Consider the following 25,574-nt stretch of genomic DNA (forward strand, 5'->3'; position numbering starts at 1 on the left):
GGGGGGGGGGGGGGGGGGGGCGGGGGGGGGGGGGGGGGGGGGGGGGGGGGGGGGGGGGGGGGGGGGGGGGGGGGGGGGGGGGGGGGGGGGGGGGGGGGGGGGGGGGGGGGGGGGGGGGGGCGGGGGGCCCCGCCCCCCCCCCCCCCCCCCCCCCCGCCCGGGGGGGGGGCCCCCCCCCCCCCCCCCCCCACTACCCGGTCGCGTTGCCGATGGATTCCAATGAAACCAAATTTCCCTTGCCGCACAAGGCCGCAAGGCTGGTGCACTGCGGCATACTAGGGGTCTTGCCCCACAGGTGTGACATGACGCGCGCGTTCAACTTCAGTGCCGGCCCTGCGACTTTGCCGGAATCGGTCCTGCGTCAGGCGCAGGCGGAAATGCTGGACTGGCACGGGTCCGGCGCTTCGATCGTGGAAATGAGCCATCGCGGCGCGGAATTCATGTCCGTGGCCGCCGAGGCCGAGGCCGACCTGCGTCGCCTGCTCGATATCCCCGAAGACTATGCGGTGCTGTTCCTGTCCGGTGGTGCCACCACCCAGCAGGCGTTGATCCCGCTGAACTTCGCCGCCCCCGGCCAGCGTGCCGACTACGTGGTCAGTGGCCACTGGGGCAAGACCGCGGTCAGGCAGGCCGGTGTCTACGTGGACGTCAACATCGCCGCCAGCAGCGAGGCCGATGGCTATCGCACGCTGCCGCCGCACGCCGACTGGCAGCTCTCGCCGGATGCCGCCTACGTGCACATCACCGCCAACGAGACCATCCACGGCGTCGAGTTCCGTGATGTGCCCGATACCGGCAATGTGCCGCTGGTGGCCGACTTCAGTTCGTCCATTGCCAGCGAGCCGCTGGACGTGCGCCGCTACGGCGTGATCTATGCCGGTGCGCAGAAAAACCTGGGTCCGGTCGGCATCGCGGTGATGATCATCCGCCGCGACCTGCTCGAGCGCAGTGGCCAGCCACGCGCGGACATCTTCGATTACCGCTCGCATGTCGCCCGCGATTCGATGCTGAACACCCCGCCGACCTGGAACTGGTATCTGGCCGGTCTGGTGTTCAAGTGGATGCTGGCCGAGGGCGGCGTGACCGAGTTCGCCAGGCGCAATGCCGCCAAGGCCGCGCTGGTGTACGGCGCCATCGACGGCTCCGGCGGCTTCTACCGCAATGAGGTTGCACACGCGGCCCGTTCGCGGATGAACATCCCGTTCTTCCTGCCCGATGCCGATCTCGATGCCCGCTTCGTGGCCGAGGCCAAGGCCGCTGGCCTGCTGGCGCTGAAGGGGCACAAGGTCGTCGGTGGCATCCGTGCCTCGCTGTACAACGCCATGCCGCTGGCCGGGGCCGAGGCGCTGGTCGCCTTCATGGCCGATTTCCAGCAGCGTCACGGCTGAGCAATGAACGGCGCGCACCGTCGGGTGCGTTCCCCGCAACAAGGAATTCCGATGGCAAGCAGCAAATCCAGCAAGAATGCGCCGAAGAAGGCCGAACCGGCCAAGGACAGCGTGCCCACCAAGGCGAAGGGCAAGGCCAAGGCCACCTCGAACCCGGCACCCACCCTGGCGCCGCTGGCGCTGGCCGATGTGCGCTCGAAGATCGACCAGATCGACCGCGACATCCAGAGCCTGATCGCCGAGCGCGCGCGCTTCGCCCACCAGGTCGGCAAGGCCAAGGGCAAGCTCGCCGCCGCCGTCGACTACTACCGCCCCGAGCGCGAAGCGCAGGTGCTGCGCATGGTGGTGGACCGCAACGAAGGCCCGCTCAGCGATGAACTGCTGGTGCACGTCTACCGCGAGATCATGTCGGCCTGCCTGGCCCAGCAGGAGCCGCTGAAGATCGGCTACCTCGGCCCGGAAGGTACTTTCAGCCAGCAGGCCGTGCTCAAGCACTTCGGCCGCTCCGCGCTGGGCCTGCCGATGGCCAGCATCGAAGAGGTGTTCCAGGAAGTGGAAGCGGGCAACGCCGATTTCGGCGTGGTGCCGGTGGAGAATTCGGGGCAGGGCACCATCCAGATCACCCTGGACATGTTCCTGACCTCCAACCTGAAGATCTGCGGCGAAGTGGAACTGCGCGTGCAGCAGTACCTGATGTCGCGCAGCGGCCGCATCGAGGACATCGAGCGCATCTACGCGCACCCGCAGTCGTTCATGCAGACCTCGGCGTGGCTGCGCGCCAATCTGCCGAAGGCCGAGAAGATTCCGGTGTCGAGCAACGCCGAAGGCGCGCGCCGTGCGCGCAACGCCGACGACGCGGCGGCCATCGGCGGCGAGAGTGCCGGCCACGTATACGGCCTGAAGAAGGTGGTCACCAAGCCGATCCAGAACGATGCCGACAACACCACCCGCTTCCTGGTGGTGGGCCGCAACATTTTCCCGACCTCCGGCCACGACCGCACCTCGGTGCTGGTGTTCATCCATGACAAGCCCGGTGCGCTGTTCGACGTGCTCAGCCCGTTCGCCCGCCATGGCATCAGCATGAACCGCATCGAGTCGCGGCCGTCACACCACGGCAAGTGGGAGTACGGTTTCTTCATCGACCTGGCCGGCCACATCGACGACGCGCCGATGCAGGCCGCGCTGGCCGAACTGGAAGCGCACTCGGCGCAGATCAAGGTGCTGGGCTCCTATCCGGTGGCCGTGCCCTGAGTGCTGCTGCGGCGGCAACAGCCGCCGCTCCCTGATGCATCGCCGGCGCTGCCGGTGTTTACGGAATGATCGAACGATGAGCAACGCGCAACACTGGATAGCCCGCAAGGGCCAGCCGCTGCAGGGCAGCCTGACCATTCCCGGCGACAAGTCGGTCTCGCACCGCTCGGTGATGTTTGCCGCGCTGGCCGATGGCACCTCGCACATCGAAGGCTTCCTGGAAGGCGAGGACACCCGCGCGACCGCGCGCATCTTCAGCCAGCTGGGGGTGCGCATCGAAACGCCCAGCCCGTCGCAGCGCGTCGTGCACGGTGTCGGCATCGATGGCCTGAAGGCGCCGGATGCACCGCTGGATTGCGGCAATGCCGGTACCGGCATGCGCCTGCTGGCCGGCTTGCTGGCAGGGCAATCGTTCGACTGCACGCTGATCGGCGATGAGTCGCTGTCCGGTCGCCCGATGCGCCGCGTGACCGGCCCGCTGTCGCAGATGGGCGCAAGGATCGACACCCAGGACGATGGCACGCCACCGTTGCGCGTGCATGGTGGCCAGATGCTGCACGGCATCGATTTCGCCTCGCCGGTGGCCAGCGCGCAGGTCAAGTCGGCGGTGCTGCTGGCCGGGCTGTATGCGCAGGGCGAAACCAGCGTGACCGAACCGCACCCGACCCGCGACTACACCGAGCGCATGTTGTCCGCATTCGGCGTGGACATCGCGTTTTCGCCGGGCAAGGCCCGCCTGCGCGGTGGCCAGCGCCTGCGCGCCACGGATATCGTGGTGCCCGCCGATTTCTCTTCGGCCGCGTTCTACCTGGTCGCCGCCAGCATCATTCCCGGTTCCGAGCTGCGCCTGAAGCAGGTCGGCCTGAATCCGCGCCGCACCGGCCTGTTGCATGCGCTGCGCCTGATGGGTGCGGACATCACCGAAGAGAACCCGGCAGAACAGGGCGGTGAACCGGTGGCCGACCTGGTGGTGCGCTACGCCCCGCTGAAGGGCGCACGCATTCCGGAAGAACTGGTGCCGGACATGATCGACGAGTTCCCGGCGCTGTTCGTGGCGGCAGCTGCTGCAGAAGGCCAGACCGTGGTGACCGGCGCCGCCGAGCTGCGGGTGAAGGAATCCGATCGTCTCGCAGCGATGGCCACCGGCCTGCGCGCGCTGGGCATGCAGGTGGACGAAACTGAAGACGGTGCCACCCTGCATGGTGGCGTGCGCCTGGGCAGCGGCACCATCGAAAGCCACGGCGACCACCGCATCGCCATGGCGTTCGCCATTGCCGGCCAGATCAGTAACGGCGAAGTGCGCATCAACGACATCGCCAATGTCGCCACGTCCTTCCCGGACTTCGACGGCCTGGCGCGCAGCGCCGGCTTCAACCTGGCCTGACCGGCGGATCAGGTTTTCCGGTAGGTGCCAACCATGGTTGGCACGCGCCCCCTGTCCGGTAGGTGCCAACCTCGGTCGGCACGCTCACATCGCCCGGTAGGTGCCGACCTTCCTTGGTCGGCACGCTTCTCCGCATAAAAGGACGGAGGCCGAAGCCTCCGTCTAAACATCACGAACCCCTCGTCCGCGATCAACGCTGTCCGGTACGGAAATGCACCGGGACCCGCACCACACTGGCCACTGCACGGCCTTCATGCATCGCCGGCTGGAACTTCCAGTTCTGCACGGTGCTCAGCACCGCACGATCCAGGTCACGGCTGCGCTCGCCGCTGCGCGAAACAATCGCAGCATTGGTCACTTGGCCGCGGGCATCGACATTCAGGCTGGCGATCACGCTGCCCTGCACGCCATTGCGCAGCGCGGCAGCGGGGTAGGTCGGCTTGCTGTTGCCCGCCAGCGGGCGCGCCTCGCGATTGCGTACGGCAGGGGTCGCCTTGCGCTGGTTGCCGGCCGCTGCGGCCTGGCGTGCCGCAGGCTGCTGTACGTCGGCGACCGGCGCCTGCTCGGGCGCGGGCAGCATGCGCTCGCCGACCGGTGCCGGCGCCACGTCTTCCTGGTTCGAGTGACGCAGCCAGAGCAGTGCGGCGGCAAACATCGCCACGATCAGCGCGATCCACATCCAGGGCGACGTGGGCTTGTGCTGTTCGCTGGCGTCCTGCTGTTACTGCGGCGAATGAAGGTCTTCGTGGGTGGTGGCGGTCATCGCAAACTCCTTCCGTCAATGGACGACGGGGAGAGTGTTGCGCGGGCCAGTGGCGTAAAGTGTCAGCGTTGCGTCAACGCAACCGGCAGGGTTCAGTTTGCCTGCCGGGAAACGTTCAGTTACTGGGTCTTGAAGTCGAACGGCACTTCAATGCTGCCCGGTACGGCCTGGCCGTTACTCTGTGCCGGGGTGAAGCGCCAGCGGCGCACCGCATCGGTCGCGGCACGGTCGAGCTCGCGTGAGCCGCTGCGCTGGATCACCGTGGCATTGTTCGGATAGCCGGTGGCATCCACGTCCACGCGTACGACCACCGTACCGGTTTCACCGGCGCGCAGGGCGGCGGCGGGATAGGACGGCGGTGGCGACTGGCCGGCAATCGGCATCGGCTGGCTGTTGCCCGTGGCAGCCGGCGCGGGAGCCGGTGCGGCCGGGGCCGCTTCGGCGACGGGCGCCGGCGGTGGCGGCGGGGTTTCGACCAGCTTCGGGGCTTCCTCTTCGACCGGGGCCGGCTTGGCATCGGGCATGTCGCTGGAACCGGCGGCCGCCGCCAGCGGTTCGGGCAGCGGTTCCACCTGCGCCGTCTCCTGCGGGGTCTGTGCGGCCGGGTCGGCGCGGAAGAATTCCTTGTCGCGACCGGTGAACCAGACCAGCACGAACAGCAGCACGCCCACGCCGAAGGCGATGCCCGCGATCTTCAGGGCGTTGCGCGGGATATGCACGGTAAACGACTTGGCGGACGACGAGCGGGGTGCAGACATGGACCGGACCAGTACGGAATGCCCCGATTCTGCCACGGCGGGAATGAACCGGGCGGCAGAAATCCGTATAACAAGCGATAATCCCATCCCTGATACCCACCACGACACCTGCCATGCTTGATCCAGCCCTGCTCCGCCACCAGCCCGCCGACCTCGCCGAACGCCTGCGCGCCAGCCGCGGCTTCGAGCTCGACGTGTCTGCCTTGGAGTCCCTGGAGGCTGATCGCAAGCGCATCCAGGTGCGGACCCAGGAGCTGCAGAGCCTGCGCAACAGCCGTTCCAAGGCCATCGGCCAGGCCAAGGCCAAGGGCGAGGACGTGTCGGCCATCATGGCTGAAGTTGCCGCCTTCGCCGACGAGCTGAAGGCCTCGGAAGTGGCGCTGGACGAGCTGCGCGAGAAGATCGAAGCGATCTCGATGGGGATCCCGAACCTGCCGGCCGATGACGTGCCAGCCGGTGCTGACGAGAACGACAACGTCGAGCAGGCGCGCTGGGGTACTCCGCGCCAGTTCGACTTCAAGGTGCTTGACCACGTCGAACTGGGCGCCCGCAATGGCTGGCTGGACGGCGAGACCGCGGCCAAACTGTCCGGTTCGCGCTTCACCGTCCTGCGCGGCCCGATCGCGCGCCTGCACCGCGCCCTGGCCCAGTTCATGGTCGACCTGCACACCGGCGAGCACGGTTACGAGGAAACCAACGTACCGCTGCTGGTCAATGCTGACTCGCTGCGCGGCACCAGCCAGCTGCCGAAGTTCGAGGACGACCTGTTCAAGACCGCCGTGGGCGACTCCACGCGTTATCTGATCCCGACCTCGGAAGTGCCGCTGACCAACATCGTGCGCGACGAGATCGTCGACGCCGAGCGTCTGCCGCTGCGCATGACCGCTCACTCGATGTGCTTCCGTGCCGAAGCCGGCAGCGGCGGCCGCGACGTGCGCGGCATGATCCGCCAGCACCAGTTCGAGAAGGTCGAGCTGGTCTCGATCAGCCGCCCGGAAGACAGCGACGCCGAGCACCAGCGCATGACCCGCTGTGCCGAAGTGGTGCTGGAAAAGCTGGGCCTGCCGTACCGCAAGGTGCTGCTGTGCACCGGCGACATGGGCTTCTCGGCGGTGAAGACCTACGATCTGGAAGTCTGGCTGCCGTCGCAGGAGACCTACCGCGAGATCTCCTCGTGCTCGAACTGTGGTGATTTCCAGGCCCGCCGCATGCAGGCGCGCTGGCGCAACCCGGCCACCGGCAAGCCGGAGCTGGTGCATACCCTGAACGGCTCGGGCGTGGCGGTTGGCCGTGCGATGATCGCGGTGATGGAGAACTACCAGAACGCCGACGGCAGCATCACCGTGCCGGAGGCCCTGCGCCCGTACATGGGCGGCCTGGAAACGATCGCCTGACAGCCGGCGCTTTGCGCCGCCGCCCGAGCGTAGGCTCGGGCGCTACAGATCCATGTAGAGCCGAGCCTATGCTCGGCTCTCCTTTATGACCCGCAGCTTCTCCAGCGGCACCCATCCCGGTTCGCCGTTCTCCGGCACGCACCACGCCCAGCCATTGAGGATGCGCAGCCCGCGCAAGATCTGCCTGGGATCCACATCCAGCTCCCGCGCGCAGTAATCCTCCGTGGCATAGGCGTCATCCTGCGCATCGCGACCGATCACCGGCGCCGGCACGAAACCGGGCTGCTGCCCTTCGGCTTGGCACAGGAACCAGTCTTCCCAGCCCTCCGGGCCTTCATAACGTTCGCCCACCACCAGCGCCTGGCCACGGCGCAGGGTGATCGGGTGCGGAAATTCGCTGCGGTGCGCAGCCGTCACGATGTAGTTCATGGCCCCAGCCTAGCGCGTCGCAAAAGAAAACGGCCCCGCATAGCGGGGCCGCCAGGGTGGGCCGGGATGGGGGAGGGGATCCCGGCCCGCGTTCAGCGCCCAGACGAGGAGAGAGGGGCGCCGAACGTTGGAACGCGTTACGCAGCGACGGCTTCGGCCGCTTCGTGCGACGGCAGTGCCGCCAGTGCACCGGCAATGGCGTCTTCACGGTGCTGCGGCGAATAGGCGATGCCCTCGGCGCGCACGAATTCGACCTCGTTGATGCCCATGAAGGCGAACACCTGGCGCAGGAACGGCTCCTGGAAGTCGGCCGGCGAGTCGGTGTAGATGCCGCCACGGCTGCTGGCGATGATCACCCGCTTGCCACCGGCCAGGCCCACCGGGCCGTTCTCGGTGTACTTGAAGGTGCGGCCGGCCACGGCCACGCGGTCGATCCAGGCCTTCAGCGTGGACGGAATGCTGAAGTTGTACATCGGCGCGCCGATCACCACGATGTCGGCGTCCAGGAACTGCTGCATCACCTGTTCAGCATCGGTCGCCTCGGCCGCGTCGGTCCTGGCCAGCGAGCTGCTGCGCAGATGCGGTACCGGATTGGCGTCAAGATCGCGATAATCGACCTGCAGGTCATCGATCTGGCTGGCGAAGCGGGCGACCACGGCGGCCGACAGCTGGCGCGAGACGGAGTTGTCGCCAAGCACGCTGGCGTCGAGATGCAGAAGCTTCATGGCAGTCACCTGTGTTCTGGGAGGAAGGGGCGGGGTGGCCCCGCCGACGGAGAGAACGATAGGTTGTTGCAAAGGCGGAATAAAGGTGATTGAATGCCACGTATTGTTCTAGATATGGAACTCGGGTATGCATGACCTGAATGACCTGTACTACTTCGCGATGGTGGTCGACCACGGGGGATTCGCCGCCGCCGAGCGCGCACTGGGTATTCCCAAGTCGCGCCTGAGCCGCCGCATCAGCCAGCTGGAAACCGACCTGGGCGTACGCCTGCTGCAGCGCTCCACGCGCCGTTTCGCGGTCACCGATGTCGGCACCAGCGTGCATCGCCATGCGCAGACGATGCTGGCCGAGGCCCAGGCCGCCCGCGAAGTGGTGGACCGTCTCAGCGCGGAGCCGCGCGGCGTGGTGCGCGCCAGCGTGCCGGTGTCACTGGCGCAGATGCAGCTTCCCAAGCTGCTGCCCAAGTTCCTTGAGCAGTACCCGAAGGTGCGGCTGCAGCTGAACATCAGCAACCGCCGCGTGGATATCATCAATGAAGGCTACGACGTCGCCCTGCGCGTGCGTTCGCGCCTGGACGACGACGGCAGCCTGGTGATGCGCAGCTTCGGCCAGGTGCAGGAACTGCTGGTGGCCAGCCCCAAATACCTGGACCGCGCCGGACGCCCCAAGGACCCGGAAGAGCTCACCCAGCACGTCACCCTCAGCATCAGCGAAGACGAAGCACGCCAGCGCTGGGAACTGCATGGCCCGGAAGGCGAAGTGCGCCGGGTCGACCTGCAGCCGCGCGTGGCTGGTTTCGACTTCCCGCTGCTGCAGAGCATGGTGAAGGACGGTTTCGGCATCACCATGCTGCCGGAGACCGTGTGCGCCGATGCCGTGCGCAATGGCGAGCTGGAAGTAGTGCTGCCGGACTGGTCGTTGCCGCAGGGCGTGTGCCACGCCGTGTTCGCCTCGCGCCGCGGGCTGTTGCCGGCGGTGCGCGTGTTCATCGACTTCCTGGCCGAACATCTGCCGCCGCAGTTGGAGGCCTCGCGCCTGGATTGCGGTGGCGCCTGTGAGAAGGCCAAGGAGCGAATCAAGGCCAGTGCACTGGGGGCGCTGGCGGTGGATGCCGGCTGAGAGCGCTGAACGGTAGCGCCGGGCCATGCCCGGCGTTGCTGTTTTCCGACGATCAGTTCCGGCCGAACAGCCGGTCCCAGAAGCTGCGGCGTCGCGCTGCGGCCGGTGGCGGTTCGGCCGCAACGACGGGCGCTTCCAGCACCGCCATCAGTTCCGCGCTGCGCGGCTTCTTCAGGAAGCGCGCATAGTCCAGATAGCCGGTCACCTTGCTCATGTGAAGGCGTTCGGGCATTGCCGGCAATGCGCCGCCCTGCAACAGCACCCGCAATGCCTGCGGGCGGTCCAGGCGGATCGCCTCGTACAGGGCGGTGCCGCCGCAGCCCGGTTCGATCTGGTTGGCGCGCTGCGGCGCATCCTTCAGCAGGTCCTGCAATGCCTCCGCGTCGTCTCCTTCTACCGCAGCCACCAGCCGCGCCAGCGCCTCGGCTTCCGCAGGGGGCAGGTTGTCGCGATAGGCCTGGTCGGCAATCTCGCGCTCGTCGCGCCCATCGCCGCCCTGGATGCACAGGAAATCGGTGACCAGGGCGACCGGAATGCCGGACGTATCCAGCCCCCAGTAGCTGGGATAGACACCGTCGCCCCAGCCGCTGGTGAAGACCACCAGGCCGTGCGGCGAGTTCTCCCCCCAGGGGCGGTATTCGACGCCTTCGTCCAGGCCATCGTGGTCGATCAGTGCATCCGACCATTCACTCTCTTCCTCGCCATCGGCCTGTTCGATCAGGGCCAGCAGCGCCTGCTGGGTGTCGGTGTCCATGAAACAACCGATGCCAGCGTCGACCGGATAGCCGATGAAGCTGTCCTCATCCAGGCCGGTCAGGTCCTGGGTGGCCCAGCGCGCCATCTGCCAGTGCAGGGCGGTCGCGGTAAGAGCTTCGCGGGGCTTGAACCAGACCACGGCCAGGGCCGGGTGGCCGCTGTGCACGATGATTTCGACCGGGTGCCGCCCCAGCGGGGCGGTGTAGTCGGCCAGCGCAGGCGCCTCGGCCTGGACCAGCGGATCGCAGACCACCAGCTGCCCGCTGCTGACCGGCAGGTGCCCCGCGAAGGTGCGGTGCAGGGCCACAGCGGCCAGCTGTGTATCGTCCAGCAGGCAGGTGCGCAGATTGGCCAGATCGAGATGGGCCATGGCGGCTCCGAGTGCGGTGAAGGCTCCCACCGTGCCGGATGCGAAGGGCAGGGGCAAGGTGGTCTTGGGCAAATGCCCTTCACGTGCGAGAATACGTCGCTGCCCGGGCGACCGGGACCCGATTGGAGAGATGGCCGAGCGGTTTAAGGCACCGGTCTTGAAAACCGGCGAAGGGTTAAACCTTCCGTGGGTTCGAATCCCACTCTCTCCGCCAATCCTTAGTAAGTGTTTGTTTTTAAACGACATTTTTTAAGGTCTTGAAGGGCGGCTTGGGGCACAAATCGGGGCACAACTCCGATGCGATTACCAAGCTATCTCACTCGCTCTTCCACAGGTCGTTACCAGTTTCGCATGCGCGTTCCGACGGACATGCGTGGTATCGTCGGCAAACCTTTCGTCAAGCATCCCTTGGGCATCCAACTGCATAGCGCAAGAGTGGCTGCCTTGGCCATCGCGCAGCGTTATGCTCAAGCATTCGATGCCATCAGGGATGGGTGCATGACCAAGAAGGGACTCACGGTTGAGGATGTTCTGCGCAGCGTCGCGGAGAACGGCTCCCGGCGTTATGAAATTGACTTGCCGGGCTTCCGTCTTCGGACCACGGATGCGGCCGACCATGCTCGAGCAATGGAGGCGCTGGAAGAAATCGGCAAGTTCCACTTCCGTGATGCGGGTGCAGTTCCGGCGGCGGCTGGGCCAAACCCGTTGGAATCAGCGGCGGCGCAGCCCCTGCCATCTGAGACCATCAGCCTGATCGATGCGAAGCGAATCTGGCAGGATAAAGTCGCCGCCGAGGACATCGAGGTCAAAACGGTCGGCATCAAACTGCTTCCCGTGACAGAGCTGATCGAGTTCTTGGGCGCCGAGCGCGAGCTGCACACCATCACGCGGCCTGAGATGGCCCGCTTCTACGACCATTTGGCCAAGCGCGGGTTAACGCGTTCTACGCTCAACAATCGCCAGAGCTACCTCGCAGGAAAGAGAGGATTCTTCACTTGGGCAATGGCTTCAGGCTACGTGCTCAAGGGAGACAATGTCGCCGCAGGTCACGTCAGCGTTTCGATGGCGGAGAAGCGCAAGCGCAGAAAATTTGGCTTCCAGGCCTTTACCTTGGATCAGGTTCATCAACTCTTCGCGCCTGATAGCTTCAAGCAGCTTTCAACGGGAGCGCGCTGGGCGGCTTTGTTGGGCCTGTATACGGGCGCCCGGGCAGGTGAGGTGGGGCAGCTGTTTACCCTCGACGTCAAGGAAGAGGAGGGAATCCCGTGCATACGGTTTACCGATGAGGGGGAGGATCAGCGATTGAAGACCGATGTTTCCAATCGGGTCGTCCCGTTGCATCCCGACCTGATCAAGCTTGGTTTCTTGGACTACGTCGCCGAACGAAGGGAGAGCGGGGACTGGCGATTGTTTCCGCAGGCTGACAGTAAGGCGAAGAATGGTGCGGGGAACTGGATATCGAAGGCGTTCAGCTACTACCTCCAAAAGCACAGTGGTGGGTGGTCGAAAGCGAAACGTGGTTTCCATAGTCTCCGAAAGACCGTGATTCAGGAGATGCAGGGCAGCGGTGTGGCCTCTGAGATGCGAGCCCAAATCGTCGGCCACGAATTGGACGACGAACACCACGCGACTTACAGCAGGCCCTTTACGGTGAGTGAGAAGCTCAACGGTGCCGGAGGAACGCCAGCTTTGGGTGTCCTAGATTACGGAATCGACCTGGAGGCGCTGCGCACCCTGCCGGCGCGCAAGGTCGGGCGGCGAAGCAGCAATGCTGCCGCGCGCTCTTCAAAGGTCGGCCGTAAGGGGAGCGAGCCGAACTAATGGCCCTTACTGCTGCTGATGCTTACCGCCGCGCCATCGATCGCTTTCTCGGCAAGCTCTCTGGCACCGAAAACGTGGGCCAGATGGAGAAGAAGATCGCAGACCATTTGCGCCTAGCGAAACAGCGGCCCAAGGTGGACGTGGCGTTGAGCTTCAATGAGGCCGCTGGGGTGTTGGCGATCAGCACGGCCCAATTGCAACACCTCTTGAAGGAACACTCCCCAAAAGGGACGCTGTTCACGGTGAAGGGAACTCGCAAGCGCTCGACCACCCTTGTTCCGTTGATGGCCTGGGCAGCCGAGCTCAAGGCTAAGGGCCTGTGGAAGCCGTTGAGCGAACGGGGCGTTGCGATCGACACCCTCCTAACTGCAGAACTGCCGTTTCTGGTGGCCAAAGGGTCCAAGGCTAAGCAGTTCTTCCTGGAGCCACTGACTGACCAACCCATCAGCGATGCGTTAATTCGCCAGCTCCAAGCATTGGGCGTGCAAATCGGGCTTGGGATTCGGGTCTGCACGCTGACCGACGCCTTCGCCCAGCCTTGGCAAAACCCTGACGTCAAGCGCCAGTGGGTGGACGCATTCAACAACGCAGCCCAAGCCCAGGCCAGCCGTCTGCGGGACCTGGCTCAGCAGCTCGACGCCTCGCGAGCTGGGGTGATCGAACAAGCGCTGCACGAACGCCTGCAGCCGGCGCCTCCAAAGATGCCCGACAAGCGCAATGGGCGAATGTAACGGCTGCTAACGGATATTGGAGGCCTCCAATATCCGTATCGATGGAGGCTCTCAGTTCGGATGATTACTCCAACGCCTCGGTGGTCGGGGCGATGGAGCAAGCCGATGGGCCTCGATATGTATGCGGTCAAGACCCGCACTGATGTGCGAGATCGCACTCAAGAACTATTTTTCTACTGGCGAAAGCATCCGAACCTTCATGGTTGGATGTTCAAGTTGCACAGTGCTAGGACGGGGCAGGTTGATCCCTTCGATTTCAACCAAGTTCCCGTATTCCTTGGATTGGACGATCTTGATGCGTTGGAACAGGCTGTGCTGAACGATGATTTGCCTTATACCCAAGGCTTCTTCTTCGGTGAATCGGATCCCGATCGAGCTGAAGAAGATCTGGACTTCATTGCGCAGGCCCGCGCATTGATCAACGACGGTTGGGACGTGTTCTACAACTCTTGGTGGTAACCCGCCGCCAGCAGCGCCTCTCGGGCTGGTTCAAGCCCAACTCCCAAAACCCATTCTTCAACGCGGCAACGCAGCCGTGCTGACGGAGCCTTGCCTGGAGAATCCTCATGCAGCCCAAGTCCAACGTTCTGCCGTTCAACGCAGCAACCCGCTCCAAGCGCCTCGTAGCGGCTAAACCCACCCGGCTCACCTCCGTTTGCTACAAGGCAAGCGACAAGGCCCACACGAGCGTCGATTGGTATACCCCGCCTGCCATCGTCAGGGCGCTGGGGGGAAGGCGCGGCTTTGACCTCGATCCTTGCACGCCCGAAGACCCGTCGCGGCTGCCCGCACCCACGGCCAGCCGGATGATCCCGCCGAGCCAGGACGGCTTGGCTACGCCGTGGCCCAAGCAGGCATTCGTGTGGATGAATCCGCCTTACGGAAAAGGGATTGAGAAGTGGTTGAGCAAGCTGGCCAACCACCCCGGCGGCGGTATCGCCCTGGTGCCGGTCAACATGGAGACGGGATGGATGCACGACTGCGTGCTTTCCCACCCCAACGCGACGGCGATCCTGTTCACCCGTGGGAGGCTGAGGTTTGTGCGTCCCGACGGAACCACCGGCACGGCAGCGCCGTCGGGATCGTTGGTGGTGACTTACGGCAAGCGCGCCGCCGATCACCTTCAGCAAGCGCAGGCGAGCGGTGCGTTGCACGGGAAGTTCTTTGCCATCCAGCGGGTAGGGCAGGTGGCCACGGCGAACCAGGAGAGCTCCAATGGCTGATCGCTGGAACGTTGTTGTCTTGGGCCGCGCGACGGCCGAATTGGAAATCCGAATCGACGCGGACTCAGAGGCGGCAGCCTTGGAGATTCTGAACTCGATGGGAGTGGCTGACATTCATGCCGGTGGCTGGCGTACCGAGTTGGAGGAGATCTACGGCTTTGTGGAGGTCATCAGCCCCGATGGTTCCGAACGCGAAGATCTCAACTGGCCTTGTCCAACCATGCGCCACCACCTCAACTATTAGGAGGAGCCGATGGGAACTTACGAATTCGTCGTCCGGGGTGACTACTTGGTGAGCAAGGTGATTGAGGTCTTTGCCCAGACCCAGTCCGAGGCAATGGAGGCATTCGCGCGACTGTCCTTGGCGGAGTTGGATGCCATCGATTGGCACCATGGCGCCCTTACGATTGAAGAACACGTGGTGGTGACGGAGGTGGAAAGCGGGAGGGAGTTTCAGCATCCGTTCTTGACCGATCGCAAGCGCGAGCAACTGGAGTGTTTGGCCGAAAATGAGTAGGAACTTCCGGCTGCTGGTCTTCCACTAGCCAGCAGCGATCGAAGGCCAGCAGGAAGACCAGTAGTGCAAGGTCGTTGAATCCCAAGGGATTTCTGTGACTAAAAGTGCGCTGCTGGCTTGCTGGCTTTCGATTCAACTCCCCTGTGCAAATGCGTCCAAATCGCATGGAAAGTGTTGGTATCTCAAATTTCAAAACCGATTCTTTTTTGACCCAGCAGACCAGCGGAACGGTTTTCTATGAATGCAAAGCTTTTGGAATCAAGGGTTTGTAGCTGCTGGTCTTCCTGCTGGTCTTCTCTTTCTGCTGGCTAATGGAAGACCAGCAGGGAAGGGAAAGCCAGCAGAACAGGGCTTCCGGAAAAAGTGCGAGAGATTCCGCAGTTTTCGTGTTTAGTCAAAAACCGTGGGTTGCGGAAAGCTCCTGGAGTGGTTGAGTGGAAGTGTCCCCCATGTGGGACACACCAAACCTTTCACCTTCGGAGTTGCCACCGTGAACGCCACCCATCCCTCGTCGCCGCCGACTTACAGCATCCGCGCCAGCGTGAAAAAGCACGTTCGGATCAAACGCCCCTTGGCCGAACGCCTTCGTCTCGCCGCGGCCGAAAACGAGATGACAGAGAGCGAGTTCATTCGCCGCGCCTTGGAAACCGCTCTCCCGCGCGCTGCCTGAGCAAGCCTGTCCCCCCACAACGACAAACCCCCACCGGCCAGGGCGAGGGTTTGAGAGGAGCCAACAACAATGTCTACAACCAATGTGTCCCCAAAAGGGAAGGCTGTCAACCCGACGACGGAAGAGCCAAGCAACATCGTGCCATTCGAAGCGTCGCGTTTCCTGGGTGCGGAAGCCTCCGCCCGCAAGGTCAACCTGGAGGCAGAGGAGCACAAGCAGCTCTACCGCCACTCGGTTGATCGAGAGGGCCAGCGCAAGCCACCGTCGCTCCCCATCCTGTTTGCCCGCCGCACCACCGAATGCGTCGATCGCTTGTGGGCGTGCCAAGCCACCAGCGGCACCGGCGAGATCGTACACCATTGGAACGGTACCTACTGGCAAGCGATCAGCGACGCGGAAGGTGTGGGTGTGGCATCCGATTGGATCGACCGCAACGCCGATTTCGCGGGCAGCCCCAAGCTCGCCAAGGACTGCTGGGACATGGCTTCCCTTCGGCTGCGCCAGAAAAACCCCATGCCAGCCCAAGCCAAGCGGGCCATCGTGCCGGTGGCAGACGGCTACGTGGAAATCCTTCCCGGCGGTTTCCATGTGCTCGCTCCTGATCCCGCCTTGGGCATGACCCACGCGGTCAGGGTGGCCTGTGGTGGCAGGCAGGGCCATGCATACAAGCCCCAGCCTTTGCCGGCTGACTCGCGATTCGCCAAGTTCCTCCGCCAAGCCCACGACGACCCGCGCGTCATCGACCTGCTCCAGGAGCAGTGCGGCATGACCCTGTTGCCGGGTGTCTACAGCCAGGCCGCCTGGTGGCACGGCGTCGCAGGTTCTGGCAAATCCACCCTGGCGGAAATCGTGGAAGCGATGCACCGTCAGGTGGCCCGCTGCAACCTTGAAACTTTGGGCGACCGCTTCAGCCTGGAACCCATGATTGGCGCCAGCCTGATCCTGGTGGACGAAGTGGAGTGCGAGAAGTGGGCCGAAGGTCGGTTCAAGACGATGGTCTCTGGCAATGGCATTGGCATCGACCGGAAGAACCAGAAGCAGCTGGCGAGCTACCATTCCACGGCCAAGTGGATCATCACGTCCAATTCGGCCCCCTTCATCCGCGACAAGAGCAACGGGGTGTGGCGCCGCCTCACCGTCGTGCACTGGAAGAAGGCGGTACCGGTCAACCAGCACGACCCTGATCTGGTCAAGAACATCCTGGCAGAGGAAGGCCAGCTTGTGCTGGACTGGATGCTCGAAGGCGCCCGACGCATCGTGGCCCGTGGTAGGGCGTTGTCCGACACCGACGCCGACATGCCCGAAGCCGTGCGCGCAGCGAAGCTGGCCGCCCGCCATGGCAGCGACCAGGTCATGGCTTGGGCTCAAGCCGAGCGCGTGGTGCGCATTGAGACGGATGAGTGCACGCTTTCCATGCGGCAGGTCTACGAGAACTACAAAAACTGGGGCTACCGACAAGGGCTGGCGGACATCGATCTCCTCACCGGTCGCCAGTTCTGGCGAGGCTTGAAAGAGATGGGCCTGGACGACGGCGCCCGCTCGAACCGTCGCATCAATGGCAAACAGGAAGAATGCGTGCGCCTGCGAATCAACGGAGCAGCAACCGTCGGCGAGGCCTGTGGCGATCTGCCGTTGAGATCATCGGCGACCGTGACAGCACTGCGCGTGGCGCAGGAGCGCTCTCAGTCTTTGGAGCCTTGGGAAACCGATGTGACGCCCACCCTCGAACAGCAAGGGGCTCGGCAGGAAGAGATGGAGCGTCGATTCGACCGCTTGAGCGCTCAGCAGCAGGCGGCTGAGATGGGAGCTCTCCATGCCGATGCGTTGAGGGAGGAGGCAGGGCGCACCAGAGCCAAGGCAATCCAACTCCAGCTGCAGGAACGTATCAATGAACTGGAGATTCGTGCGCTGTTCGGTGAGCCGTTGGCGGGCCGAGAAAGCAGCGAAACCCAAGGTGGCGGAAAGGTGGGAGATGGGGATGCGCGCCAACGGCGGTCGTAAAGGCGGGGCCAAATCCGTGTTCCCATCTTCCGTATCAGCTCTAGCCAATGGATTGGTCGGTGACGCTAACGGTCCAGCCCGGACTTGCCAAATCCGTATCCTGTCGCATGCTGAAACCATGACCCCTTCCGATGCCTTTGTAGACGACAGCATGGACCGCCAGGACTCCCTGGCGGCGTCCCCCCGTTTCACCGTGCAACGAACCCCCGAGGGCATCCGCGTGCAGCTCCAGGAGGGCGACGGGGGCCCCGGCACCGCTTTGACCATCGAACGGGCCTTGGCTTTGCTGGAGAACCTGTTGGAGCAGGGACGCGCCGTCACCATTCACGATTGAAGTTTCCAGCCTAACCCCCTTGGCGTTGCCGACAGGCGCCTTTCCTTGCCTTCCAGGAGAGCCTGCCCGTGTCCGATGCCACCCCCAACGAAAGCTTCCTTCAGCGCCATTCCCGCGACGTCGTCGAGCGCTTGATCCGCCAGATGGAGGAGGGCACCGGTCCCTTTCTCAAACCCTGGGACGCCCGCGTGGACCTCGGGTTGCCCATGAACCCCACGACTGGCAAGAGCTACCGGGGCGGAAACCTGCTCCACCTGTGGGCCCTTCAGAGCGCCTGGGACACCCAGGACAACCGGTGGATGACTTACAAGCAAGCCGCGGCCGTGGGCGCTCAGGTGCGCAAGGGCGAGAAGGCCAGCGTGATTGAGTATTGGGATTGGTCGCGGGTGGAGGAGGCCAAGAAGAGCGGGGACCCCGACCTCATCGCCAAGGCCCACCCCAAGGTCTTCTTCCCACGCGTGTTCAACGCGATGCAGATCGATGGGTTGCCGGCACTGGTCCTGCCAGCCGCGCGCCCAGAGCCCGACATTCACCAGGCCTGCGAAGCGGTGCTGAGAGACAGCGGAGCCGAGATCCACCACGACGGGGGCAACCAAGCGTTCTACCGTCCGATGACCGACAGCATCCACTTGCCCCAGCGCAACACCTTTCACTCGGCCAGCGGCTACTACGCCACCGCGTTGCACGAACTGGGCCACTGGACCGGCTTTCCCACCCGCCTCAACCGCGATCAGAAAGGGGCTTTTGGGAGCATCGACTACGCCAAGGAAGAACTGGTCGCGGAGGTGTCATCCATGCTGATGGGCGAACGCCTGGGCATTGGCCACGATCCCACCCAGCACGCGGCTTACGTGAAGTCGTGGATCCAAATCCTCCGGGACGATCCCCGGGAGCTCTTCCGAGCCGCGGCGGCGGCCAAGCGGGTGGTGGAGTTCCTGAAGGTGCCCGAGTTGGTTCGAGAGCCGCTCCAGAAGGTTGAGCAGCAGCGGCAGTCCGTGGCGGCCAATCTGCATGAGATCGAAAAACATGCCGCCAACGACCGGTCTCGATCGCGCTTCAAGGCAAGAGGGGCGCGCCTGAACTTGGCAGTTTGATTCGTGAACAAGCGACTGAACGCGCACCCGCCTGTCGGGAGGCAGCAGGGTGCGCGACAGTGGCTGACAAATTCTGGTTATTTATTCTTCGACAGCACGTCCATGCGCAGGAGCATCTGCTTGAGAACGTCGATGACGGAAACCTCGTCAGCATCCTTGGCCGGAGCCAGGGCAAGTGCCCAGTTGCGGACCGATGGGCTCAAGTCCTCTCCCAGTTCCACCACCAAGTCCTGAAGGTCGTCTAACGGCAGATAGGCCGTCGCAGCCAAGATATCATCGAGCTTTCCCGACAGGCCTTCTTCGTGTGCCTTCCGAAGTTCTCTCGCGGTGGCTCCGCGCTTTCTAAGCTCGGCGGCGTGCTCCACCTTGATCTCTTCAATCTTTGCTTTCGCTGATTTGCTCTTCTTGCGAACGGCGCCGCGAACAATGTCACGCACCAGCTTGGCGTCGTGCGTGTCTGTAAGGCTGGCAATGAGTGTGTCACTTTTAACGCGTGCCGGTCGGTAGACGCGGACCTTGCTGACCTCATCCCCCAGCACTCGCTGCGTCCACTTTTCCATCGTCTCCTTTGCCTTCTTTTGACCGGTTAGAGGCGACGGAACGTTCTTGAGGCGTGGTTTACCTTCGAAGTCCACCAGCAGGCCATAAGTCTTGAGGATGCGGTGGCTGTAGGTTGTGTCGGACATCCAATTTCCCCCTGTGAGTGATCCTGCAATTTTGCCAGTTCCGTAGACGGTTTGGCAGGTTGAGGGAGAGCGTTCCCACATCATCACAGGTTGAATGTCGATCAGGAACATTGCACGACAGGAGAGCTTGCCGGTTTCAGATTCCTTGCCAGACGCGGAGGGGCGAGAGAGAAAGGGGAAGAAATGGCCAGTCTGATCTACGTGCAGTAACAGAAATTCCGATCCGTGTGCTATCGAGCATGCGCGAACCCATCGTGCATCCCAACGTGTAGGCGCGGACTGCACCGCACTCCGCCGGCTGCTAGCCCTGCATGAACGGCCTCAGTGCGCTCGGGTTTGAGCGTCACGCCGCACTCTGGCTGCGCCAGCGGGGCATTGAGGTCAACGTGGCCTTTTGGTCCAAGGGCTTGAGCCACAAGTTGGTAAGAGCGGCCACCAAGGTTGCTAGCTTGGATGGCCACTTGCAGACATTGACGAAGCCTGCGCGACGTAGAGGGAAACCGCTTGTGGCAGTGGGCCAGGCAGAGCGGTTACTTCTTGGATGCCATGCGCTGGTAGAGCTTGTAGACGCCGAACATCGCCGCACCACCCGCAATTGGTGCAGCCGCGACCACCCCCAGTCCAGCAAGCATGCCACCGCCCACAACGCTCCCGACGGTTGCCAAGCCGGAGGTCACGGCGGCTGCACCGGCGGTCCCGGCCGCTGCACCACTGGTTACGCCGAGGATCGCAGAAGTTGCGCCAGCGACGGCTCCGCCGCCGGTCGAAATCGCGGCACCTGCGGCCGATGAACTCTTCTTCCTTGCCATACATTTCCCTGTTGGTTTTGAGTTGTGGGCAGAATCATCGCCTGAGCATCAATCTCTGTCCATATGCTTCATTTTGTCGCTTTTCCGTCAATTTAATGACGCGGACTGCAGTCTGTGTAACCGCGCTCCGAAGCCCCCCCTTGCGCATTCCCAGAATCGATCTATGCATAGGTGAACCTACTCACGAAATGGAGGTGCACCTTGAAACCCATCGTTCTGGCCCTTGCATTGGCGTTGTCTGCTCCGGCCGCCTTTGCCGCCGATTCCACCTCCGCTCGCCGCTATGGTTCGTCCGAAGCCCTATCCGTCCAGGACGCCCGACTGGGCGAGGTCCTGATGGTTCGCACGGTTCAACTGACGTCCGACCAGCGTCTGAACGCCGGCTCCGCCATCGGGTCGGCCGTTGGTTATGGGGCTGCTAACCAGGTCAAGAACCGGGAATACCGCAATGCAGCCCGGGTGACCGGTGGCGTCATCGGTGCGGCTGCCGGAACCGCGGTTCAAAAGGGCCTCAGCGGCCGGCGTGCGGTGGAGATCTACGTGCGCGATCTGTCCGATCGCCGCCAGCGCGTCCTCGCGGTGGTCCAAGACGCCGATGTGGATGTGCGCGAAGGTGATCGGGTCTTCTTGGCGGGGAAGGGTAAGAAGACCCGGGTGGTGCCGCTTGATGCTTCGCCGGTGCGCATTGGCGATTATTCGTGCGGAAGCCCTTGTGCCATTGGCATCAATGCCCGGTCGGACAACAACAGCGCTCGCGTGCGCGTGGGGCCGTAAGGATGCACAAAAGCGAACACGTTGGTGGAGGCGTGTATTGCGAAGGCACGGCTTGCGGGCTTCTGGTTGAGCTCATGAAGCGGCCATCCGTTGCCCACCGCCGCTCCGAAGTCGCCCGGATGGTCCGAGAGGGACACGGCCGCGCCGCCATCGCCCAAGCCCTGGGCGTTCCATCGCCCGTGGTGAGCGCCGATCTGGCCCACCTGGGGTTGCGTCAAAAGCCCCGGCGCCCACTGGCTGACCAACACGCTCTGGTGGTGCGCCTCCTGGAGCAGGGGAGCAACGGCCCTGCAATTGCCAAGCGCCTGGGCGTGACCCGGCAGGCGGTTCACGCTTACCTGCAGGCTCATGGCCTGCTCCCAACCCAGAGGAGGATGCCATGACCCTTTTTCTGGTGGTCGTGCTGTCTGAGCTCGTCCTCTCTGCGGTCACTTTCGGGATCGCGTGGCTGTGCGCCTCCAAAGCCCGCAGCGCACGCAGGGGCTGGGAGGCGTTCCAAGCCGGCCAAGAGGACGCCCCATCCGTGGTTGCGTTGATGTGGCATTTGGCCCTGTTCTACGCGTGCTTGGCACTGCTGGCTTACCAGCTACAGCACGTGGTGAGCCAAGTCTGGTTGGATCCTTCCAACCTATACCTGTCATCCACGCTGGCTCTTGTCGTTTATTCGATCGCATGCGGGCTGCTTCACGGCAGCGGGCTGGCGCGGAGGCGGGCATGAGAACGAGTCACGGTCGGTTGCGCCCAGACCCCGTCGACGCCCGCCCACGCCACGATGGGCTGTTCCAAGGCGAAGACACAGGCGAAGAGATTCACGAAGAGCGTGACCCGTTGCTTCAAGCGCTTTACACCGAATCGCTCCATGCCCGCGGGGACGTGGACGCCATTGATCGCATGCTCGATGCCCACCGGGAGGCGCTTGGGGAGCCTGAGCAAGTCGCCTATGCCCGTCAACAAGACAAACGCCATGATCGGGCGTTGCCCTTGCCGAGCGGTGGCTTGCAGTTGAAGCCGTCCATGGAGCGCTACTTGGAGGAGCATCGATCATGGAACCCGCCGACCGCCAAAGAGGCCGCCATCGCACGTTCCAGATGTCCTACGATGGTGCTCGAAGGGAAGGCATGGCGTGCTGCAGACGACGTTGCCGAGGTTACGGTGGAGGCTCCCAAGGACGACCCGTGGCAGCGGATGCGTTGAGTTCGTGTCTCAGCTGGAGAGACAGTTGGGCACCATCATTGCTGCTAGGAACACGGTGTTCCCTTCGGCTATCCTGCCCAGGGTATCCATCACTGGTATTGCTAACAACAGGGGGCGTTATGGCAAGCGTGACAGTAAGGACGCGGGATGAGCTGGAAGCGGCCAAGAATGCAAAGGCGCAGCAGATTGTGGTTGTGGGCAAGTTGGCAGACGACCTGAAGAAGACGCGCAAGTTCGCCAAGCTTGGTGCCGTCGGTGTTGCAGCAATCGTTGCTGCAGTTGGGCTCGCTCCAGTAACGGCTGGGCTCAGCACGCTCAGCCTGGGGGCGGTTGCGACAGTCACTGGAGTCGAGATCATCGGCATCATCACCGCCGCAAGCCTTGGTCTCTCTTTGATCCTCGCAATCTACAAAGGCTACGATGTGGAATACGAGGCTGGCGGAAAGGTCATTTTCAAGCGCAAGGAAGGAAAGTGATGCCCGGCTTCGTTCCAGGGGCGCCTTACCTTTTTGTTTGCGAGAAGTGCAGTCATCACTTTCAGCGGAAGATCAACTTGGGGCTCTTCTGTCCGGCATGCAAGTCGCTGTCCGTGAAGCCTCGTTTGGTCTGTAAGTAGTGCTCGTTGGCCGCCATAAAGTTGGCGGCCACTTCCAATGACCGGTCGAATCGGGTTTAACATCGCGGTCTCAGGTGCCCCGTAACCCTTTTGCTTCAAAGCGCTCCAGTATCGCCGTCACGGCTTCTGCGGCACGGTCCGGTGACGCATCTATGCGTTCCAAGCCCGTCATGGCGACGGGCAACGGCGCATTCGGATCGGTCGTGGCCACCACGGCCAGGACTCTTCCTCGGATGGTGTCTTCCACCGTGGTCCATTCGTCGGCGAGACGCTGGGGTTTATCGGTGAGAAGGACCACCATGACGGGGCCGGGTGTCAGCAGGCGGTTGGAGCGTCCCCGAAGTGCTGCGCTTTTGTGGACATGGATGGCCCGGCGGTGCCCATCTTCGGTCAGTTGGACCAGGACGCTGTGGCAGCTCGGCGCGCCCATCTCGTTGCAAACGATGTGGATGCGACCCTTGGCCCATTCCTGAAAGCCCACTGAGGAGGGCGCCAACTCATCGCTGGTAAAACAAGCCTCCACGAACCGTCGGCCTGCGAGGCTCAGTCCTTTCTCTTCGATCAGGCCCCAGCGTTCAAAGGTCTGGCGATTGATGCTGCTTTTCGACTGCAGTCCAAGGAATTCTTTTGGGTCCAGGTTACCCCCGCCGGTGCCAGGAAACACGTGGTGACGCTCGGTGATTAAAGCGCGTCGCAGAAGATCGACCTGGCCAAACGACAGGTCGCTCAGCGCCTTAATGAAGTGGCGCTTGAGATGGCCTGCGGTTTTGCCGGTAGCGATTGAACAGGCAAGGCGGCCATAGATGGTGGCCTTCTCGGCCTCGATGTCCATCTCCAATGCCCGCAGCATGGCCAGAAAATCTTCCGAGGTCATGGCCTCCGCGTTCTCGGGGAACACCTGACCCTCAAGCGCGGCACGGGTGAACTCCCGGTAGCGCTCCTCAGTGCGCTTGGCAAGCCAGCCGGCGATGAATTTTGGGCCCTTCGAAAGAAGGGCGAACGGACCGGAGATTTCCTCCAGTGGGGCAAGGTCAGGGTAGTCCATCGGGGTCTCGTGACGGTTTGCGGGGCCAGATACCTCATCCTCAAGCCTTCAAGCCCGTTCTTCAATCCTTCGATTGAATTCCCCATCCGGGCGGTGGCCTCTTTCACTGGGAATCCTGGCTCCGCTGACGCAGCCGCAAGGACAGGCCTCCTCCACGCTGTTCCGGCCCTTCGATGCGCTCCTGGCGTTGCTCACTCCCGGGTGCGGATTCGTCCAACGCTTCGCCCGCCGGTCCCCACGAGGCGCATCCCGCGCCGGTGGAGAAAGCAAATGAAGCGAGCCAACGACATTCGGGCCCAATACCAGCTGGCCATGGACGAAGAGGGCATCCTCCTGGCCGCTTCGCACATTCTGGAGCGCCGCCTGCAACGCCAAGGGGCCATCACCGACCCCAACAGCGCCAGCGACTACCTCACTGCCCGCTGTGCGCACCTGGATCACGAAGTGTTTGGCACGGTGTTCCTGGACACCCGCCACCGCATCCTGGCCACCGAGCACCTCTTTCAAGGCACCATCGACGGGTGCGAAGTCCATCCCCGCATCGTCGCCAAGAAGGCACTGGACCACAACGCCGCCGCGGTCATTTTCTTTCACAACCACCCCAGCGGAAACCCCGAGCCCAGCGCGGCCGACCTCGCCATCACCGACCGCCTCAAGCAGGCCCTTGCACTTCTCAACATCCGAGTGCTGGATCACCTGGTGATCGCGGGCACCTCGCACGTGTCGATGGCTTCACGGGGGTGGGTGTGACCACCCCCTTTAAAGCAAAGACCTGCGGCGGAAGCCGCCGGCGGCCGCTGCGCGCCGGCATCTGAAAAAGCATCCGCATGGATGGAAAGCACCAACGCCTTCTGCGCGATAAGTGATGTTAGGAAAAACTGCGGCCTTAGCGCCGCATTTTTTGCTTTTTAGTCAAGATTTTGTCCACTAAGGCCGTGGACAAATTTCCAGGGCGATCTACCTTGAATTAAGGGGTAGGCAATGCCGCCGACCAAGCCAAGAGGTGTCACATGAGCGCAACCGTCACAACCAACGAAACCAAGATGATCGCGTTGGGATTGAATCCCGGCTTGATTGAAAATTATGCAGCGGTCTCCTTGGAGCCCGTCAGCTTGGAAGAGGACGACAGCCTGGGCTGGGCGACCACTTGGACCGCGGTTCATGCCGTCGAGCTCCACAACGGCGGGAAGGTCAACACTTACGGACGATCCTTCCACGTCCCCCAAGCCAAGCCCGGTTACAAACACCTGCTCAAGTGCTGGCGAGAAGAGCAGGGGCGGCGCGCAGAACTGGCTAATGATGGGTGACGTGACTCCTCCGATGAACGGTTATTGGGGAGACGGAGAGCTCGGAAAGAGTGAGAGGGCATCCGTGCTTCACGGCATCCATTTCGTCAGTCCCTCGGTGGGTGGCCCGCTCTTCAATACGGTGTGGCTTCCCACGCTTGCCGACTTGCGGGCGCTGCTCACTGACGCCGACCTTTGCAAAGCAGCCGAAACCGAGGTGAGGGCGTTCATTGACACGTTCGTGGACCCGTTGCCCCCTGAGCTCGACGAGGTCATTCACCAGCCATCGATAAAACAGATTTCCAGCTTTGGACCGGCCAGCCTTTCGTAGACATCCGGTTGCCATAATTGATGGCAATGACCGAGGTGTTTATGGGCAACAGCAAGCAGTACACGGATGAGTTCCGGGCAGAGGCGGTGAAGCAGGTGATCGAG

The 25,574-nt window shown here is 63.4% G+C and carries 29 protein-coding genes and 1 tRNA gene; 22 read left to right on the forward strand and 8 right to left on the reverse strand.

All coding sequences use genetic code 11. The features are described 5' to 3' along the window. Positions 1-302: 302 nt before the first annotated feature. The 3 genes from serC to aroA all read left to right on the forward strand — a co-directional run bounded on the left by serC (position 303) and on the right by aroA (position 4,023). Positions 303-1,388, forward strand: coding sequence for a 3-phosphoserine/phosphohydroxythreonine transaminase (gene serC, locus WDC87_RS19215; protein ID WP_088497904.1), 1,086 nt, complete (start codon positions 303-305; stop codon positions 1,386-1,388). A 51-nt stretch (positions 1,389-1,439) separates the two neighbouring features. Next, entirely contained in the window at positions 1,440-2,639 is a 1,200-nt protein-coding gene (pheA, locus tag WDC87_RS19220) for a prephenate dehydratase (RefSeq protein WP_252744974.1), read from the forward strand. 76 nt (positions 2,640-2,715) lie between these two features. Continuing rightward, complete coding sequence (gene aroA / locus WDC87_RS19225; protein ID WP_111201537.1) at positions 2,716-4,023, forward strand: 3-phosphoshikimate 1-carboxyvinyltransferase; 1,308 nt, start codon at positions 2,716-2,718, stop codon at positions 4,021-4,023. Positions 4,024-4,213: 190 nt separating this feature from the next. Here the strand turns inward: aroA and WDC87_RS19230 are convergent, their stop codons facing one another. Both WDC87_RS19230 and WDC87_RS19235 read right to left on the reverse strand, forming a co-directional pair. Next, positions 4,214-4,702 carry an energy transducer TonB gene (locus WDC87_RS19230; protein ID WP_252744975.1) on the reverse strand — a complete coding sequence of 163 codons (489 nt, stop codon included), beginning with the start codon at positions 4,700-4,702 and terminating at the stop codon, positions 4,214-4,216. Positions 4,703-4,905: 203 nt separating this feature from the next. Beyond that, a complete protein-coding gene (locus WDC87_RS19235; protein WP_072168113.1) occupies positions 4,906-5,544 on the reverse strand; it encodes an energy transducer TonB in 639 nt (212 codons plus the stop codon). A 113-nt stretch (positions 5,545-5,657) separates the two neighbouring features. Here WDC87_RS19235 and serS point away from each other — a divergent pair, with 113 nt between their 5' ends. Next, positions 5,658-6,938, forward strand: a complete 1,281-nt coding sequence (serS, locus tag WDC87_RS19240; RefSeq protein ID WP_088497905.1) for a serine--tRNA ligase — start codon at positions 5,658-5,660, stop codon at positions 6,936-6,938. 66 nt (positions 6,939-7,004) lie between these two features. Here the strand turns inward: serS and WDC87_RS19245 are convergent, their stop codons facing one another. Then, on the reverse strand, positions 7,005-7,367 hold the full coding sequence (locus WDC87_RS19245) for a ligand-binding protein SH3 (RefSeq protein ID WP_072168111.1): 363 nt from the start codon (positions 7,365-7,367) through the stop codon (positions 7,005-7,007). A 137-nt stretch (positions 7,368-7,504) separates the two neighbouring features. Then, a complete protein-coding gene (locus tag WDC87_RS19250; RefSeq protein WP_072168109.1) occupies positions 7,505-8,092 on the reverse strand; it encodes an NAD(P)H-dependent oxidoreductase in 588 nt (195 codons plus the stop codon). Between the two features lie 127 nt (positions 8,093-8,219). On the opposite strand from WDC87_RS19250, the gene WDC87_RS19255 reads away from it, so the two are divergent. Beyond that, positions 8,220-9,212 carry a LysR family transcriptional regulator gene (locus WDC87_RS19255; protein ID WP_005410175.1) on the forward strand — a complete coding sequence of 331 codons (993 nt, stop codon included), beginning with the start codon at positions 8,220-8,222 and terminating at the stop codon, positions 9,210-9,212. A 52-nt stretch (positions 9,213-9,264) separates the two neighbouring features. Here WDC87_RS19255 and WDC87_RS19260 read toward each other — a convergent pair whose 3' ends face one another. Then, on the reverse strand, positions 9,265-10,338 hold the full coding sequence (locus tag WDC87_RS19260) for a DUF4241 domain-containing protein (protein WP_072168108.1): 1,074 nt from the start codon (positions 10,336-10,338) through the stop codon (positions 9,265-9,267). Positions 10,339-10,462: 124 nt separating this feature from the next. On the opposite strand from WDC87_RS19260, the gene WDC87_RS19265 reads away from it, so the two are divergent. The 11 genes from WDC87_RS19265 to WDC87_RS19315 all read left to right on the forward strand — a co-directional run bounded on the left by WDC87_RS19265 (position 10,463) and on the right by WDC87_RS19315 (position 18,729). Continuing rightward, positions 10,463-10,552: transfer RNA gene (locus tag WDC87_RS19265), tRNA-Ser, on the forward strand. Positions 10,553-10,635: 83 nt separating this feature from the next. After that, the gene (locus WDC87_RS19270) at positions 10,636-12,159 is read left to right on the forward strand and encodes a site-specific integrase (RefSeq protein ID WP_012480713.1); all 1,524 of its coding nucleotides are present in this window, start codon (positions 10,636-10,638) and stop codon (positions 12,157-12,159) included. Beyond that, positions 12,159-12,890, forward strand: a complete 732-nt coding sequence (locus WDC87_RS19275) for a hypothetical protein (RefSeq protein WP_252744570.1) — start codon at positions 12,159-12,161, stop codon at positions 12,888-12,890. Before WDC87_RS19270 ends, WDC87_RS19275 begins: the two co-directional genes overlap by 1 nt. 105 nt (positions 12,891-12,995) lie before the next feature. Beyond that, positions 12,996-13,349: a hypothetical protein gene (locus WDC87_RS19280; RefSeq protein WP_012480712.1), complete on the forward strand. Its 354-nt coding sequence runs from the start codon at positions 12,996-12,998 to the stop codon at positions 13,347-13,349. Positions 13,350-13,456: 107 nt separating this feature from the next. Beyond that, positions 13,457-14,113, forward strand: a complete 657-nt coding sequence (locus WDC87_RS19285; RefSeq protein WP_049400621.1) for a DNA N-6-adenine-methyltransferase — start codon at positions 13,457-13,459, stop codon at positions 14,111-14,113. Next, positions 14,106-14,357, forward strand: coding sequence for a hypothetical protein (locus WDC87_RS19290; RefSeq protein ID WP_006375905.1), 252 nt, complete (start codon positions 14,106-14,108; stop codon positions 14,355-14,357). Before WDC87_RS19285 ends, WDC87_RS19290 begins: the two co-directional genes overlap by 8 nt. A gap of 9 nt (positions 14,358-14,366) precedes the next feature. Next, the gene (locus WDC87_RS19295; RefSeq protein ID WP_006375902.1) at positions 14,367-14,630 is read left to right on the forward strand and encodes a hypothetical protein; all 264 of its coding nucleotides are present in this window, start codon (positions 14,367-14,369) and stop codon (positions 14,628-14,630) included. Positions 14,631-15,120: 490 nt separating this feature from the next. Beyond that, positions 15,121-15,300, forward strand: a complete 180-nt coding sequence (locus WDC87_RS19300) for a ribbon-helix-helix protein, CopG family (RefSeq protein ID WP_252744571.1) — start codon at positions 15,121-15,123, stop codon at positions 15,298-15,300. A 69-nt stretch (positions 15,301-15,369) separates the two neighbouring features. Next, positions 15,370-17,301 (forward strand): DUF5906 domain-containing protein, encoded by a 1,932-nt coding sequence (locus WDC87_RS19305; protein ID WP_006375901.1) that lies wholly within the window; start codon positions 15,370-15,372, stop codon positions 17,299-17,301. 118 nt (positions 17,302-17,419) lie between these two features. Next, on the forward strand, positions 17,420-17,635 hold the full coding sequence (locus tag WDC87_RS19310) for a hypothetical protein (protein ID WP_024956732.1): 216 nt from the start codon (positions 17,420-17,422) through the stop codon (positions 17,633-17,635). Between the two features lie 68 nt (positions 17,636-17,703). Continuing rightward, positions 17,704-18,729: a zincin-like metallopeptidase domain-containing protein gene (locus WDC87_RS19315; protein WP_252744572.1), complete on the forward strand. Its 1,026-nt coding sequence runs from the start codon at positions 17,704-17,706 to the stop codon at positions 18,727-18,729. A 77-nt stretch (positions 18,730-18,806) separates the two neighbouring features. Here WDC87_RS19315 and WDC87_RS19320 read toward each other — a convergent pair whose 3' ends face one another. Then, positions 18,807-19,526 carry a hypothetical protein gene (locus tag WDC87_RS19320; RefSeq protein ID WP_252744573.1) on the reverse strand — a complete coding sequence of 240 codons (720 nt, stop codon included), beginning with the start codon at positions 19,524-19,526 and terminating at the stop codon, positions 18,807-18,809. Between the two features lie 419 nt (positions 19,527-19,945). Continuing rightward, positions 19,946-20,224, reverse strand: a complete 279-nt coding sequence (locus WDC87_RS19325; RefSeq protein ID WP_006375898.1) for a hypothetical protein — start codon at positions 20,222-20,224, stop codon at positions 19,946-19,948. 201 nt (positions 20,225-20,425) lie between these two features. Here WDC87_RS19325 and WDC87_RS19330 point away from each other — a divergent pair, with 201 nt between their 5' ends. From WDC87_RS19330 to WDC87_RS19345, 4 genes are all read left to right on the forward strand, one after another. Then, on the forward strand, positions 20,426-20,998 hold the full coding sequence (locus tag WDC87_RS19330) for a hypothetical protein (protein ID WP_252744574.1): 573 nt from the start codon (positions 20,426-20,428) through the stop codon (positions 20,996-20,998). A gap of 379 nt (positions 20,999-21,377) precedes the next feature. Then, a complete protein-coding gene (locus WDC87_RS19335; protein ID WP_138927460.1) occupies positions 21,378-21,716 on the forward strand; it encodes a hypothetical protein in 339 nt (112 codons plus the stop codon). After that, entirely contained in the window at positions 21,713-22,192 is a 480-nt protein-coding gene (locus WDC87_RS19340; RefSeq protein ID WP_252744575.1) for a hypothetical protein, read from the forward strand. Before WDC87_RS19335 ends, WDC87_RS19340 begins: the two co-directional genes overlap by 4 nt. Positions 22,193-22,311: 119 nt before the next feature. Further along, the gene (locus WDC87_RS19345) at positions 22,312-22,668 is read left to right on the forward strand and encodes a hypothetical protein (RefSeq protein WP_006375896.1); all 357 of its coding nucleotides are present in this window, start codon (positions 22,312-22,314) and stop codon (positions 22,666-22,668) included. A 210-nt stretch (positions 22,669-22,878) separates the two neighbouring features. Here the strand turns inward: WDC87_RS19345 and WDC87_RS19350 are convergent, their stop codons facing one another. Next, positions 22,879-23,853 (reverse strand): hypothetical protein, encoded by a 975-nt coding sequence (locus WDC87_RS19350; protein ID WP_252744576.1) that lies wholly within the window; start codon positions 23,851-23,853, stop codon positions 22,879-22,881. A 270-nt stretch (positions 23,854-24,123) separates the two neighbouring features. Between WDC87_RS19350 and radC the strand changes: the two genes are divergently transcribed. Both radC and WDC87_RS19360 read left to right on the forward strand, forming a co-directional pair. Further along, positions 24,124-24,603 carry a DNA repair protein RadC gene (gene radC / locus WDC87_RS19355; RefSeq protein WP_252744577.1) on the forward strand — a complete coding sequence of 160 codons (480 nt, stop codon included), beginning with the start codon at positions 24,124-24,126 and terminating at the stop codon, positions 24,601-24,603. Positions 24,604-24,863: 260 nt separating this feature from the next. Next, positions 24,864-25,160, forward strand: coding sequence for a hypothetical protein (locus WDC87_RS19360; RefSeq protein ID WP_252744578.1), 297 nt, complete (start codon positions 24,864-24,866; stop codon positions 25,158-25,160). The last annotated feature ends 414 nt before the right edge of the window (positions 25,161-25,574 follow it).

The sequence above is a fragment of the Stenotrophomonas maltophilia group sp. Smal12 genome, assembly GCF_037079935.1.
Classification (GTDB): domain Bacteria; phylum Pseudomonadota; class Gammaproteobacteria; order Xanthomonadales; family Xanthomonadaceae; genus Stenotrophomonas; species Stenotrophomonas sepilia.